This window comes from Nonomuraea sp. NPDC003201 (assembly GCF_053590415.1).
The window spans coordinates 1-14055 of record NZ_JBSFTC010000061.1 but is presented as its reverse complement, the minus strand read 5'-3'; the positions used below and the strand labels follow the sequence as shown (position 1 = coordinate 14055).

Sequence of the window (14055 nt, the reverse complement as noted above, 5' to 3'; positions counted from 1 at the left end):
GGAAGATGCAGAATCTGCGGCACTGGGTGGATGGGGGAACAATGCGGCGGGTCACCTCTGGCTTGACGGCGTTGGCCACCGTGGTCGCGATGGCCGCCTGCTCGGCCGGCACCTCGCAGGCCCCGCCCCGCGCCGCCACCCCCCAAGGCCCCGAATACCTCGTCTTCTACACCCAAGGCGGGCAGCAACAGGCACAGCAGGCCGTCGAAAGCGCCGGCGGCACCACGCTCGCGAACGACGCCAAGCTCGGCTACCTGACGGCCACGGGCGGCGGCGGCAGGTTCGTCGAGAACGTGGGCGCCGACGGGTCCGTCGTCGGGGTGTCCCCGGACCGCAGCATCGGTTTCGCCGAAACCGGCGCCGCCCGCGCCGCCACCCGCCGTACCGGAGGAGCCAAGGGCCGGACGGCGGCCTTCCCCGACGCGCGGTCGTTCACCAAGAGCGGCTCGGGAGAGCCGCTCGCCGGCCGCCAGTGGGACATGCGGATGATCGGCGCCGACCGCGCCAACGCCAAGGTGCCCGGCAGCAGGCAGGTGCTGGTCGGCGTCATCGACACCGGCGTGGACGGCAAGCACCCCGACATCGCCCCCAACTTCAACCGCGAACTCAGCCGCAACTTCGTCACCGACAAGCCCAAGGACGAGGACGGCGAGACGCTCGACGGCCCCTGCGAGGTCAGCAGCTGCAAGGACCCCGTGGACGAGGACGACGACGGCCACGGCACCCACGTGGCCAGCACGATCGCCGCCCCGATCAACGGCATCGGCATCGCCGGCGTCGCCCCCGGCGTGCAGATCGTGAACATCAGAGCCGGCCAGGACTCCGGCTTCTTCTTCCTCAAGCCCAGCCTCGACGCGCTCACCTACGCCGGCGACATCGGCGTGGACGTCGTGAACATGAGCTACTACGTCGACCCCTGGCTGTTCAACTGCACGAACAACAAGGCCGACTCCAGGAAGGAACAGCTCGAACAGGCGGCCATCATCACCGGCATGCAGCGGGCGCTCGACTACGCCCGCCAGCGCGGCGTCACCCTCATCTCCGCCCTCGGCAACGGCTCCACCGACCTCGGCCACCCCAAGGTCGACAAGGAGAGCCCCGGCTACCCGGTGGGCGAGAAGAAGGAGCGCCAGGTCGACAACTCCTGCGTCAACGTGCCCGCCGAGTCCTCCGGCGTCATCTCCGTGGCCGGGCTCGGCCCCTCCGGCCGCAAGGCGATCTACAGCGACTACGGCGTCGAGCAGGCCGACGTGTCCGCGCCCGGCGGCGACGCGCTGGACGGCAAGGGCGCCAAGGCCACCCGCTCGATCCTGGGCGCCGCGCCCGAGCACGTGCTGAGGGCCGCCGGGCGGATCGACGCGAAGGGCGAGCCCAAGGGCGCCGACGTCGTCAAGGACTGCAAGGGCGACACCTGCGCCTACTACCAGTACCTCGACGGCACCTCCATGGCCGCCCCGCACGCCACGGGAGTCGCCGCCATCCTCATCAGCCGCTTCGGCAAACCCGGCAAGGGCGGCCTCGAACTGGCCCCGGCCACCGTCGAGGACCTGCTGTACAAGACCGCCACCCCCAAGGCCTGCCCCACGCCCCGCCAATATGTGTACAAAGCCTACGGCCAGGACGTCACGCAGGTCTGCGAGGGAGACCAGGCGGACAACGGCTTCTTCGGGCACGGTGTCGTGGACGCATGGAAAGCGGCTACCGTCGAACCATGATGTATCGCATCATCGCGGACGCCGCGATGGTGGTGCACTTCGCGTTCCTGGCCTACCTGGCCGTGGGCGGGTTCCTCGCGTGGCGCTGGCGGCGTACGATCTGGGCGCACCTGGCCGTGGTCGGCTGGGGCCTGCTATCGCTCTCGACCGGCGTCGAGTGCCCGCTCACCGTGATCGAAGACTGGGGACGCCGGAACGCGGGGCTGCCCGAGCTGCCCCGCGGCGGATTCATCGACAACTACATCGAGGGCGTGATCTACCCGGAGCAGTACACGAACTTGGTACGTCTGGGGGTCGCCGTTCTCGTTCTGTTCTCTTACATAGGCTACGTTCTCCGTCGTCAGTGACTGCCAAGTGGTCTGTACCAATTAAGGTAGGACTCGTGACTCGTCGCGCGAAAATCGTCTGCACCCTAGGCCCCGCCACCTCCTCCAAAGAACGCCTCCGCGAGCTGATCGCCGCAGGCATGGACGTGGCACGGTTCAACCTCAGCCATGGCACTCATGACATGCACAGAGAGGTCTACGACCGGGTCAGGGAGGTGGCGGCCGACCTCGGCCGCGGCGTAGGCATGCTCGCCGACCTGCAGGGCCCCAAGATCCGCGTCGGCACGTTCGAGGAGGGCCCCGTCAGGCTGGGCTTCGGCGACGTCTTCACCATCACCACCGAAGACGTCCCGGGCGACCGCGAGCAGGTCTCCACCACCTACAAGGGGCTGCCGAACGACGTGCGCCCCGGTGACACGATCCTCGTCGACGACGGCCGCCTCGTGCTCGAGGCCACCCGCGTCGACGGTGAGCGCATCACCACCCGCGTCGTCATCGGCGGCATGATCTCCGACAACAAGGGCCTCAACCTGCCCGGCGTCAACGTCAGCGCCCCCGCCCTGACCGACAAGGACGAGGCCGACCTGCGCTGGGCGCTGCGCACCGGCTTCGACATGATCGCCCTGTCCTTCGTCCGCCGCCCGTCCGACGCCGACGTGGTGCGCAACATCATGGAGCAGGAGGCCGTACGCCTGCCGCTGCTCGCCAAGATCGAGAAGCCGCAGGCCGTCGACCGCCTCCCCGAGATCGTCGAGGCCTTCGACGGCATCATGGTCGCCCGCGGCGACCTGGGCGTCGAGCTGCCGCTGGAGCAGGTGCCGATCGTGCAGCGGCGCATCATCGAGCTGTGCCGCGAGAAGGCCCACCCGGTCATCGTCGCCACCCAGATGCTCGACTCGATGATGAACGCCCCGCGCCCCACCCGGGCCGAGGCCTCCGACGTGGCCTACGCGGTCATGGACGGCGCCGACGCGGTCATGCTGTCGGGCGAGACGTCGGTCGGCAACTACCCGATCGAGTCCGTCTCCACGATGGACCGCATCGCCTGCGCCGCCGAGGAGACGTCCCTGCACGCCACGCACACGCTGGAGCGCATGCCGGAGACCACCGGCGGCGCCATCGCGCGGGCGGCGGCCGAGGTGGGGGCCATCGTGGGGGCCAAGGCACTGGTGGCGTTCACGATGTCGGGGGAGACGGCGCGCCGCCTGGCCCGCTACCGCTCGCCGATCCCGCTGCTGGCCTTCACGTCGTCGCCGCACGTGCGGGGACAGCTGTCGTTGACGTGGGGGGTGGAGACGTTCCACGTGCCGTTCGTGCACCACACCGACGACATGGTGCGGCAGGTGGAGGCTTCGCTGCTGTCGTCCGGGCGGCTGGAGAAGGGGGACAAGGTGGTCATCGTGGCCGGCTCGCCTCCCGGCACCCCGGGCTCCACCAACGCCCTGCGGGTCCACACCGTCGGCTCGGCCGTCTCCCACACGCACTAACCTTCAGTTTTTTGCGGCTGCGCACGGTCGGCACGACCCGCCGACCATGGCGCTCTTTGGATTCTTTACGGCTGCGCACGGTGGGCACCACCCGCCGACCGTGGCTGAGGGCCCTCCAGGGAGACGCTTACCCGCCTCACCGGCGCGCCGCCGCAACGGCGCGCCGTGGGCCATCTCCGTGGTTCTCGCTTGACCGGCGCGCCAGGGGGAGACGGGGCACGCCCACGGTGCCCGCGCGTTCCGACCTGATCGCGCGAAGGGCCTGAGGGCGCCCGCGCGTCTTGATGGGCGGCCCCACCGTGTGCCCCAGCGCGGGCGGCGCCGGTGGCCGGGCGCCGCCCGTCGGGTTGGTCAGGGGGTCAGTTGGCGTGCAGGGCGGCGTTCAGCTCGATGCCGCCGCCCGTGCGCGGCACCGCCTCCACCGCGCCCGACTGCGAGTTGCGGCGCAGCAGGACCCCGTTCGAGCCCGACAGCTCGGCCGCCTTCACCACCGTGCCGTCCGGGAGCGCGACCTTCGTGCCCGCCGTCACGTACAGCCCGGCCTCCACCACGCAGTCGTCCCCCAGCGAGATGCCGATGCCCGCGTTGGCGCCGAGCAGGCAGCGCTCGCCGATCGAGATGACCTGCTTGCCGCCGCCGGACAGCGTCCCCATGATCGAGGCCCCGCCGCCCACGTCGGAGCCGTCGCCGACGACCACGCCGGCCGAGATGCGGCCCTCGACCATGGAGGCGCCCAGGGTGCCGGCGTTGAAGTTCACGAAGCCCTCGTGCATGACCGTGGTGCCGCTCGCCAGGTGGGCGCCCAGGCGCACCCGGTCCGCGTCGGCGATCCGCACGCCGGAAGGCAGCACGTAGTCCACCATCCGCGGGAACTTGTCCACCCCGTACACCGTCACCGCGCCCCTCGCCCGCAGCCGCAGGCGCGTCCGCTCGAAGTCCGGGACCGGGCACGGACCGAAATTGGTCCACGCGACGTTGGCGAGCAGGCCGAAGACGCCGTCCAGGTTGACCCCGTGCGGCCTGACCAGGCGCGCGGACAGCAGGTGCAGCCGCAGGTAGACGTCGTGGGCGTCCACGGGCGCCTCGGAGAGCTTGGCGATGCCGGTGCGCACCGCCACCACCTCCACGCCCCGTGCCGCGTCGGGACCCGTCAGCTCGGCCAGCTCACCGGCCTCGCCGGCGGAGAGCCGCTCGGTGCCCGTCGCGGGCGCGTCGCCCAGCTCGGGGGCGGGGAACCAGGTGTCGAGTACGGTGCCGTCGGCGGCGATGGTCGCGAGGCCGACGCCGAACGCGCCGGTCGAGGTGGGATCGATAGCAGTCACGGGCCCAAAAATACCGTTTCCGGGTCAGCCGAGAGCGCCCAGGTCGGCGGAGAGCCAATGCTCGGGTCGCATCCGGAACGTCATGAGCACGTGCAGGTCCGAGCCCTGCACGTATCCCTCCACCGCGTCCGGCGGCAGGTAGCGGGAGGAGATGCGCGTCAGGTCCTCCAGCGTCGTGGGCCCGGAGCGCACGACGGGCCCCTCGACGGACACGTACCGGTAGGTCGGGCTGACCCGCTGCACCAGCATCGAGAACCTGGTCGCCTTCGCGATCAGCTTGGCCTTGCGCGAGCCGCCGTCCGTCAGGAAGCGGATCTCGTCGCCGGGGACGTAGTCGTACCAGACGGGCACGATCAGCGGCGCGCGCCCGTCACCCGTCTCCACCGCCAGGCTCGCGATGTGCGGCTCCGCCAGGAACGCCTCCCTCGCCGCCACGCTCAACGGCATGCCGCCCCACCCCCGTCTTCATCGATCTTGAGACCGATATTCCCGATGGGAGCGATCCCGAAAGCTCCTCGATCGCGGTTTTGCCCAGGTGATCCCCATCTGCGGCGGCCAGGTTCCGGGCCGCGACCGTCGTCGCCGTGTGCACGAACCCCGCCAGCGCCCGCGACCGGACCCCCTCCGGCCAGGCCAGCACCACCGTCGTCGGAGCGCCGTCGAGCACCGGAACGCACACCAGATCCCGCCGCAGATGATCCCGCACCGACTCCGGCGCCACCGCGATCAACCGCCCCAACGCCACCAGTTGCATCGCCATGGACGGATCATGCGGCTCCGGATGCTGACCCGGCCAGCACGGAGCCGGGTCCTCCGCCAACTCGGCCCGGCGCACGAAGGGACGCCCCGCCAGCCGGTGCCCGGGCCGCACGATCGCCACGCTGCCCTCCTCACGGAGCGGCTCGCTGTCGAAACCCGTCAGATCCTCGTACGGGCTGTGCAGGAACGCCACGTCGGCCGTGCCGTCACGCAGCATCCGCGCCCGCTCCGTCACCGCGCACAGGACCAGATCCACCTCGACGGCGTCCGGATGGGCACGGTAGGCGGCGAGGATCTCCGGCAGCAGGCCGCCGTCGCCGCCCGCCTTCATCGCCACCACCAGCCGGGGCACCGCGTGCCCCGCCCGCTGCGTGCGCACCGTCGCGGCGGCCACCGCGTCGAGGACCTTGGCCGCCTCCCTGGCCAGCACCTCGCCCGCCGGAGTCAGCGAGATCCGCCGCCCCGACCGGTCGAACAACGTCACCCCGAGCCGCCGCTCCAGCTTCTGGATCGCCCTCGACAGCGGCGGCTGCGCCATGCCCAGCCGCTCGGCCGCCCGCCCGAAGTGCAGTTCCTCCGCGACAGCGGCGAAATAGGCCAGCTCGCGCGTTTCCATACCCTCAGGGTATGGCCCATGACCCACCCGGTGTTGGCCCCGGAACCGCCGGCGATGGTGTGCTTCCCGACATGACCGACAAGACCACAGCCCTGGTGACCGGGGCGAACAAGGGCATCGGATACGAGGTCGCCGCCGGACTCGCGCGCACGGGCATGACAGTGCTGCTCGCCTCCCGCGACCGGGCACGCGGGGAGGAGGCCGTCGCCCGGCTCCGCGCCGAGGGCGGCGACGTGCGCCCCGTCCTGCTGGACGTCACCGACCCGGCCACGATCGACGCCGCCGCCGCCACGCTGACCCGCCTCGACGTGCTGGTCAACAACGCCGGCCTCGCGGGCCCCATGGGCGACCCGCCCAGCGCCATGTCCCCGCGGACCCTCCGGGAGGTGCTCGAGACGAACGTCGTCGGCGTCCTCATGGTCACCAACGCCATGCTCCCCCTGCTCAGACGCTCACCGGCGGCCCGCATCGTGAACGTCTCCAGCGGCGTCGGCTCCCTCGCCCACCACACCGACCCCGGCCACTACATGTCCGCCCTGCCGCCCTCGGCCACCTATCCCGTGTCCAAGACCGCGCTCAACTCCCTGACCGTCCAGTACGCCAAGGAACTGCGCGAGGAAGGCATCCTCGTCAACGCCGCCGCCCCGGGCGCCTGCGCCACCGACCTCACCAAGGACCTGCCGTACAAACCCACCCGCACGGCCGCGGACGGGGCCGCCGTCATCATCCGGCTGGCCACCCTCGGCCCCGACGGCCCGACCGGCGGCTTCTACGACGACGCCGGGGCCGTGCCCTGGTGACCGGTCAGTATTTCGGGCCGACGTGAAGGTCGAGCAGCTCCACCGCCTCCCTACGGGCGACCGAGAGCTCGTTGCGGTTGTTGAACCGCCAGGCCACGCCGAGCAGATCGAGCGCCTCTCCGCAGAGGGCGAGGATGTCGGGGGACTCGTTCTTGAAGTGGTAGCGCGGATATTCGTACCAGCGGACGCCGCTGGGGAGGACACGGCGGACCCGGTTCATGCCGCGATAGCCGTCGGAGTGGATGAGGCCCCTGACGAACCTCCCGGGATGCGCGGAGACGATCTCCCGCTGCCATGGCTCGAGGACGATCGGGCGCTCATGCTTCTTGCCGGGGCCGTGCTGCGGGAACAGGTGCGGCCAGTGCTTGGAGAGGCTCTTGACCTCGGTGCAGCCGTTGCGCCTGCGCCGGCTCACGACCGAGGCCGGCATCACCCGTGCCATCGTCGCGGCGGCTTCTTCGATGAGGCCGGGCCAGCTGTCGTCGCAGTAGACGGTAAGCAGATGGACCCCCTTGGGGCAGCGCACGATGTGGCCGTCGCCGAGGTAGAGGCCGAGCAGCTGGGCATAGCCGTCGGCGGGCGTCGGAGAGAGCGGAATCGGCGCACAACGGGCGCAACCGCGGGCCGTGGGGGAGCGGCTCTCGGGCGCCTCGCGCCACCGGCGGATGGTGCTCAGGCTGACGCCGGTCTGGCGGCTGGTCTCGCTGATGCTAAGTCCCGACCCAAGCAGGCGAAGCGCTTCGTCACGGACAGCGAGATCATACATGCGGAGAGTGTCGCACTTGGGTACGACAAAACCGCCCGGCCGAAAGGACCGGGCGGCTGATCGTGCCCCGGGTGGGATTCGAACCCACACTGTGCGGGTTTTGAATCCGCTTTCTCTCCCAGTTGGAATACCGGGGCAGGAGTCCGGATTATCGGACTCATGGGTGTCGCTTGGTCGAATCTTAGCCCAACCAGAAGCTGCTCCGACCTGGCGTGGATCTAATCTACCGGACATCGGTACTCTTCTGCTCGTGAGTACGCAGCGGCGAGTAGTGATCGCGGAAGACGAGGCCCTGATCCGCCTCGACCTCAAGGAGATGCTCCAGGAGGACGGCTACGTCGTCGTGGGCGAGGCCGGGGACGGTGAGCAGGCGATCCGGCTGGCCGCCGATCTGAGGCCGGACCTCGTGATCCTGGACGTGAAGATGCCCGTGCTCGACGGCATCTCGGCGGCCGAGCGGATCGCGGCCGAGCGGATCGCCCCGTGCCTGATCCTGACCGCGTTCTCCCAGCGTGACCTGGTCGAGCGGGCCAGGGACGCGGGGGCGATGGCCTATCTGGTCAAGCCGTTCACGAAGGCGGATCTGGTGCCGGCGATCGAGATGGCGGTCAGCAGGCACGAGGAGATGGTGGCGCTGGCGTCCGAGGTGTCGAGCCTGTCGGAGCGGCTGGAGACCAGGAAGCTGGTGGAGCGGGCCAAGGGTCAGCTGATGACGCAGCACGGCTGGAGTGAGCCGCAGGCGTTCAGGTGGATCCAGAAGGCGTCGATGGATCGGCGGTTGAGCATGCGTGAGGTTGCTCAGATCGTTATAGATGACGCGGCCGAGCGGGGCTGAATAAGGCCTATATCAAGTCTTTTGGGCCGGTGGGTTGTGGTGTGGTCACGAGTGGGCATCCAACCGGCTTCGAGTGCTTTTCGTGGGAGGTGTCCCGGCGCGTAACTGATGGGCGGACGGAAGGTCCGCTCATCTCGAACGGAGACGCTTTCGATGATCCGTATTTCCCGCGCGCCGGTCGCCGCCACAGCGATCCGCGTACCGGTGCTCGCCGCTGCCCGCTTACCGGTCGCCGTCGCGGCGGCGTGTCTGGTGCTGGTCGCGTGTTCGGGCGGAGGCACGACCGCCGCCCCCGCCGGGTCCGCCTTGGCTTCGTCCTCGTCGGCCACGGCCGCGAAGAAGGGGGACGGCACGCTGACGATCGGCACGGTGCTGCCGCAGACGGGTTCGCTCGCGTATCTGGGCCCGCCCATGTTCACGGGTGTGAACCTGGCGCTCAAGGAGGTGAACGAGGCGGGCGGGGTGCTGGGCAAGCCGGTCACCAAGTACGACACGGACTCGGGTGACACCACCACGAACATCGCCTCGCAGTCGGCCGACAAGCTGCTGACGCAGAAGGTGGACGCGATCGTGGGCGCGGCGTCGTCGTCGGTGTCGGAGTCGATCATCGACAAGATCACCCGGGCGGGGGTCGTGCAGTTCTCGCCGGCGAACACGTCGGACAAGTTCACCACGATCAACGACCGGGGGCTCTATTTCCGTACGGCGCCGCCGGACAAGCTGCAGGGCCGGGTGCTGGGTGACCTGGTGGTGGGCGACGGCAACGACACGGTGGGCATTCTGGCCATGCAGGACTCGTACGGCACGGGTCTGGCGGATCAGGTGCAGAAGACGATCACGGACGGCGGTGGCGAGGTCGTGGAGCGGGTGGACTACGACCCGAAGGCGGCCGACTTCTCCGCGGACGTGGCCAGGATCAAGGCGAAGAATCCGAAGGGCATCGTGCTGATCGGGTTCGAGGAGACGGCGAAGGTCGTGGCGGAGCTGGTCAAGCAGGGTCTGACAGCGGACAGGCACAAGTGGTACATGGTGGACGGCAACATGTCGAACACCAACTTCGTCAGGGCCCCGAAGGGCACGCTCAAGGACGTCAAGGGCACGCTGCCCGGTGCGGCGGCGCCCGAGGCGTTCCAGAAGAAGCTGCTGGCGGTCAATCCCAAGCTGACCGAGTTCACGTACGCGGCGGAGTCGTACGACGCGGTGACGCTGATCGCGCTGGCGGCCGAGGTGGCCAAGGACGACTCGGGGGCGGCCATCGCGGCGAACCTGGTGGCCGTGAGCAAGTCCGGCGAGAAGTGCACCGGTTTCAAGGAGTGCGTGGACCTGCTGAAGGCCGGTAAGGACATCGACTACGAGGGTGTCAGCGGGCCGGTCGACTTCAACGAGGTGGGCGACCCGTCGGTGGCGACGATCGGGGTCTACCAGTACGGGGCGGACAACACGTTCGACGCGGCGAAGGCGGTCGAATATCGCCAGGGCAACATCGCGGGCTGAGGAGCGCCCATTGCACCCCAGATCCGTAAATTTCCGGATCTGGGGTGTGTCGTGTCTGACAGGACCGTAACTCACACGAAACACATCATTACCATCAGTGTTTATGACATTACGAATCCGCATAAAAGCCGCGTAAGAACTCCCCATCACCTGTTCGAACAGGCATGCTGAGCTCGGAAAACCCAGCGAAGGTGATCGTTCCTTCGTTGAGATAGGGGGAGTCTCTTTTATGATCCGCATTGCACCAACGGGGCGCGTGCTGGCCGTCGCGGCCGCGGCGAGCCTGGCTCTGACGGCCTGTGGCGGTGGCGGCGGCGACACGGCCGCGAAGCAGTCCGAGTCGGCGGCCCCGTCCACGGCGGCCTCCTCGGCGCCCGCGGCGAAGGGCGACGGCACGCTGACCCTCGGCACCGTGCTGCCGCAGACGGGCTCGCTCGCGTTCCTCGGCCCGCCCGAGTTCGCCGGCGTGGACCAGGCCGTCAAGGAGATCAACGAGGCCGGCGGCGTGCTCGGCAAGCCGATCACCAAGATCCACACGGACTCGGGTGACACGAGCACGAACATCGCCTCGCAGTCGGTGGACAAGCTGCTGGCCCAGAAGGCCGACGCCATCATCGGCGCCGCGTCGTCGTCGGTGTCGGAGTCGATCATCGACAAGATCACGGGTGCGGGCGTGGTGCAGTTCTCGCCGGCCAACACCTCCGACAAGTTCACCACGATCAGCGACAAGGGCCTGTACTTCCGTACGGCGCCGCCGGACAAGCTCCAGGGCCGCGTGCTCGGCGACCTGATCGCCGCCGACGGCAACGACACCATCGGCATCCTGGCCATGCAGGACTCCTACGGCTCCGGCCTGGCCGACCAGGTCACCAAGACCGCCGAGGAGGCCGGCGCCAGCGTCGTGGAGCGGGTCGACTACGACCCGAAGGCGGCCGACTTCTCCGCCGACGTGGCCAAGATCAAGGCGAAGAACCCGAAGGCGATCGTGCTGATCGGCTTCGAGGAGGGCGCCAAGGTCGTGGCCGAGCTGGTCAAGCAGGGCCTGACGACGGACAAGTACAAGTGGTACATGGTGGACGGCAACATGTCGAACACCAACTACCAGAAGATGCCCAAGGGCACGCTCAAGGGCGTCAAGGGCACCATCCCCGGCGCCGAGGCGCCCGAGGAGTTCAGGAAGAAGCTCGTCGAGCTCAGCCCCAAGCTGAGCGACTTCACGTACGCGGCCGAGTCGTACGACGCGGCGAACCTGATCGCCCTCGCCGCCGAGGCGGCCAAGGACGACTCCGGCGCGTCCATCGCCGCCAAGCTGCCCGAGGTGAGCAAGGGCGGCGAGAAGTGCAAGAGCTTCAAGGAGTGCGTCGACCTGCTCAAGGCCGGCAAGGACATCGACTACGACGGCCTCAGCGGCCCGGTCGAGTTCAACGACGCCGGTGACCCGGCGGTGGCCACGATCGGCGTCTACCAGTACGGCGACGACAACAAGTACCCCGGCAAGGCGCTGGAGTACCGCACCGGCAAGATCGAGGGCTAGGAGCCCAGGCCGCACGTCTTCATCGCCCAGGGGATGAGGCGGTCCTGCAGCGGCTTGGGCGGCACCACGATGACCACGCGCTCCTGACCCCCGTCGATGCTGGCCCGCACGGGGAACTGGAAGGCCTTCTTGGCCTCGGCGAACGCGTGGGGGTCGCAGCGGCCGGGGGTGAGCGCGATCGGCACCTCCAGCCGCTGCTGACCGGCGGCCAGCACGCCCAGGGGCCGGTGCTCGGGCGTGACGATGAAGTGGGTGGTCCCGCCCATGTCGGTCACGGTGACGGCGCCGTTCCCGCGCCGGGTGATCACCAGGTTGCCCCGCATGGCCTTGTCGATGTCCTTCCACTCCGGCCCGAACTCGATGTCCGCCGTCTCCTTGATCAGGAACTCCGAGCACTCGTCGCGCAGCAGCCTGGCCAGCAGCGGGTCGGGGTGGGGGACGGTGAAGACCACCTTGCGCGGCTGCTCGGAGCCGGTGCTGACGTGCGCCACGACCGTGGCCGGCTGGACCTCGGGCAGCCCCTGGGGGAGGCAGTTGGCGGGCCCGTACGTGATGCGCAGGTCCGTCCGCTCGGTCTTCTTGAGGGTGGTGTCGGTCCGTTGCGCCGGCAGGGTTTTGAATGACGGCGTGACCAGCTGGACGTCGGCGAAATAGACCGGTGTGTCCGTGGTATTGCGGACGGCCACCTCCAGCGCGTGCACGGGCTCGTCCGAACGCCACTGCGCCAGTGAGACGGATACGCCCGCCGGGGGTGTCGTGGGTGGCGGCGAAGGCCGTTCGGAGGCGGCGCAACCGGCGAGGAGGAGCACCATGGCGAGGGGGACCGTAAAGCGCTTCACTCGATGCAGATTAAGCGCGCTTGCCCAGGTCCGTAAGTTGAGGACTGATTACGACTCCGCATCCAAGTGCCGACAGTTCCCCAGTGCATCTGGTTGGAGCACGCAGCAGTTTTATACGTTTCCTGCATTCGTTCGGGAACGCTCGGCGGTGCTGACCGATCCCGGCCTGGAAATGAAGGAGACACTTCATGATCCGCATTGCTCCCGTGGGGCGGGCGCTGGCTGTCGTGGCTGCCACCAGCCTCGCCCTGACAGCCTGCGGCGGTGGCGGCGGCAACACCGCCACGCAGACGTCAGAGTCTGCCGCCGCGCCGTCGTCGTCGGCGCCCGCCGCGGCGAAGGGCGATGGCACTCTCACCATCGGCACCTTGCTGCCCCAGACCGGTTCGCTGGCCTTCCTCGGCCCGCCCGAGATCGCGGGAGTCGACGCCGCCGTCAAGGAGATCAACGAGGCCGGTGGCGTGCTCGGCAAGCCGATCACCAAGTACGACACCGACTCGGGTGACACCACCACCAACATCGCCTCGCAGTCGGTGGACAAGCTGCTGGCGCAGAAGGCCGACGCCATCATCGGCGCCGCGTCGTCGTCGGTGTCGGAGTCGGTGATCGACAAGATCACCGGTGCGGGCGTGATCCAGTTCTCACCGGCCAACACCTCCGACAAGTTCACCACGATCAGCGACAAGGGCCTGTACTTCCGTACCTCTCCGCCCGACAAGCTGCAGGGGCGCGTGCTGGGTGACCTCGTGGTGGCCGACGGCAACGACACGGTGGGCATCCTGGCCATGCAGGACTCCTACGGCACGGGTCTGGCCGACCAGGTCCAGAAGACCGTCACCGACGGCGGTGGCGAGGTCGTCGAGCGCGTCGACTACGACCCCAAGGCGGCCGACTTCTCCGCGGACGTGGCCAAGATCAAGGCCAAGAACCCCAAGGGCATCGTGCTGATCGGGTTCGAGGAGACCGCGAAGGTCGTGGCCGAGCTGGTCAAGCAGGGCCTGCCCGCCGACAAGCACAAGTGGTACATGGTGGACGGCAACACGTCCAACACGAACTACGTGAAGATGCCCAAGGGCACGCTCGACGGCGTCAAGGGCACGATCCCGGGTGCCGCGGCCCCCGAGGAGTTCGAGAAGAAGCTCCTGGCCATCAACCCCAAGCTCCAGGACTTCAGCTACGCTCCTGAGTCCTACGACGCGACCAACCTGATCGCGCTGGCCGCCGAGGCCGCCAAGAGCGACGCCGGCACGGACGTCGCTGCCAAGCTCGCCGAGGTGAGCAAGGGCGGCGAGAAGTGCAAGAGCTTCAAGGAGTGCGTGGACCTGCTGAAGGCCGGCAAGGACATCGACTACGAGGGCGTCAGCGGCCCGGTCGAGTTCAACGAGGCCGGTGACCCGTCCGTGGCCACCATCGGCATCTACCAGTACGGCGCCAACAACAAGTACGCCACCAAGGCACTCGAGTACCGCACCGGCAACATCGCCGGCTAGAACCGCCGCCTCACACGGAAGGGCCCGGCCGCCACCCCCGCGCCCAACTCTTCGCTACCATCACCCCCCCCC

General features: G+C 69.0%; 13 protein-coding genes and 1 tRNA gene. 8 read left to right on the top strand and 6 right to left on the bottom strand.

Annotated elements, in window-relative coordinates; translation table 11 throughout:
* Positions 1–62 precede the first annotated feature (62 nt).
* Genes ACWDX9_RS22610 through pyk form a run of 3 tightly spaced genes read left to right on the top strand, consistent with a single transcriptional unit; the run spans position 63 to position 3528 of the window.
* Positions 63–1715 carry a S8 family peptidase gene (locus ACWDX9_RS22610; RefSeq protein WP_449957038.1) on the top strand — a complete coding sequence of 551 codons (1653 nt, stop codon included), beginning with the start codon at positions 63–65 and terminating at the stop codon, positions 1713–1715.
* A complete protein-coding gene (locus tag ACWDX9_RS22605; RefSeq protein WP_449957036.1) occupies positions 1712–2062 on the top strand; it encodes a DUF2784 domain-containing protein in 351 nt (116 codons plus the stop codon). The genes ACWDX9_RS22610 and ACWDX9_RS22605 overlap by 4 nt, the downstream gene beginning before the upstream one ends.
* A gap of 35 nt (positions 2063–2097) precedes the next feature.
* Entirely contained in the window at positions 2098–3528 is a 1431-nt protein-coding gene (gene pyk, locus ACWDX9_RS22600) for a pyruvate kinase (RefSeq protein WP_355191838.1), read from the top strand.
* 359 nt (positions 3529–3887) lie between these two features.
* Here the strand turns inward: pyk and dapD are convergent, their stop codons facing one another.
* From dapD to ACWDX9_RS22585, 3 genes are read right to left on the bottom strand one after another with little or no spacing between them, the layout of a single operon-like run.
* Positions 3888–4850 (bottom strand): 2,3,4,5-tetrahydropyridine-2,6-dicarboxylate N-succinyltransferase, encoded by a 963-nt coding sequence (dapD, locus tag ACWDX9_RS22595; protein WP_350726299.1) that lies wholly within the window; start codon positions 4848–4850, stop codon positions 3888–3890.
* A 24-nt stretch (positions 4851–4874) separates the two neighbouring features.
* The gene (locus tag ACWDX9_RS22590) at positions 4875–5285 is read right to left on the bottom strand and encodes a pyridoxamine 5'-phosphate oxidase family protein (protein ID WP_449957034.1); all 411 of its coding nucleotides are present in this window, start codon (positions 5283–5285) and stop codon (positions 4875–4877) included.
* Positions 5221–6225 (bottom strand): LysR family transcriptional regulator, encoded by a 1005-nt coding sequence (locus tag ACWDX9_RS22585; protein ID WP_449957032.1) that lies wholly within the window; start codon positions 6223–6225, stop codon positions 5221–5223. The genes ACWDX9_RS22590 and ACWDX9_RS22585 overlap by 65 nt, the downstream gene beginning before the upstream one ends.
* 71 nt (positions 6226–6296) lie before the next feature.
* On the opposite strand from ACWDX9_RS22585, the gene ACWDX9_RS22580 reads away from it, so the two are divergent.
* Positions 6297–7025, top strand: coding sequence for an SDR family oxidoreductase (locus ACWDX9_RS22580; RefSeq protein ID WP_449957030.1), 729 nt, complete (start codon positions 6297–6299; stop codon positions 7023–7025).
* A gap of 4 nt (positions 7026–7029) precedes the next feature.
* Here ACWDX9_RS22580 and ACWDX9_RS22575 read toward each other — a convergent pair whose 3' ends face one another.
* Positions 7030–7791 carry a helix-turn-helix domain-containing protein gene (locus tag ACWDX9_RS22575; RefSeq protein ID WP_449957028.1) on the bottom strand — a complete coding sequence of 254 codons (762 nt, stop codon included), beginning with the start codon at positions 7789–7791 and terminating at the stop codon, positions 7030–7032.
* Between the two features lie 63 nt (positions 7792–7854).
* Positions 7855–7928 (bottom strand) — tRNA-Leu (locus ACWDX9_RS22570).
* Between the two features lie 113 nt (positions 7929–8041).
* On the opposite strand from ACWDX9_RS22570, the gene ACWDX9_RS22565 reads away from it, so the two are divergent.
* The 3 genes from ACWDX9_RS22565 (at position 8042) to ACWDX9_RS22555 (ending at position 11654) form a co-directional block, all read left to right on the top strand.
* On the top strand, positions 8042–8626 hold the full coding sequence (locus tag ACWDX9_RS22565) for an ANTAR domain-containing response regulator (RefSeq protein ID WP_350726309.1): 585 nt from the start codon (positions 8042–8044) through the stop codon (positions 8624–8626).
* Between the two features lie 153 nt (positions 8627–8779).
* Entirely contained in the window at positions 8780–10120 is a 1341-nt protein-coding gene (locus tag ACWDX9_RS22560; protein ID WP_449957025.1) for an ABC transporter substrate-binding protein, read from the top strand.
* 229 nt (positions 10121–10349) lie between these two features.
* Positions 10350–11654, top strand: a complete 1305-nt coding sequence (locus tag ACWDX9_RS22555; RefSeq protein ID WP_449957023.1) for an ABC transporter substrate-binding protein — start codon at positions 10350–10352, stop codon at positions 11652–11654.
* Here the strand turns inward: ACWDX9_RS22555 and ACWDX9_RS22550 are convergent.
* Entirely contained in the window at positions 11651–12493 is an 843-nt protein-coding gene (locus ACWDX9_RS22550; RefSeq protein ID WP_449957021.1) for a hypothetical protein, read from the bottom strand. The genes ACWDX9_RS22555 and ACWDX9_RS22550 overlap by 4 nt on opposite strands.
* Before the next feature lie 188 nt (positions 12494–12681).
* On the opposite strand from ACWDX9_RS22550, the gene ACWDX9_RS22545 reads away from it, so the two are divergent.
* A complete protein-coding gene (locus ACWDX9_RS22545) occupies positions 12682–13983 on the top strand; it encodes an ABC transporter substrate-binding protein (protein ID WP_449957019.1) in 1302 nt (433 codons plus the stop codon).
* The last annotated feature ends 72 nt before the right edge of the window (positions 13984–14055 follow it).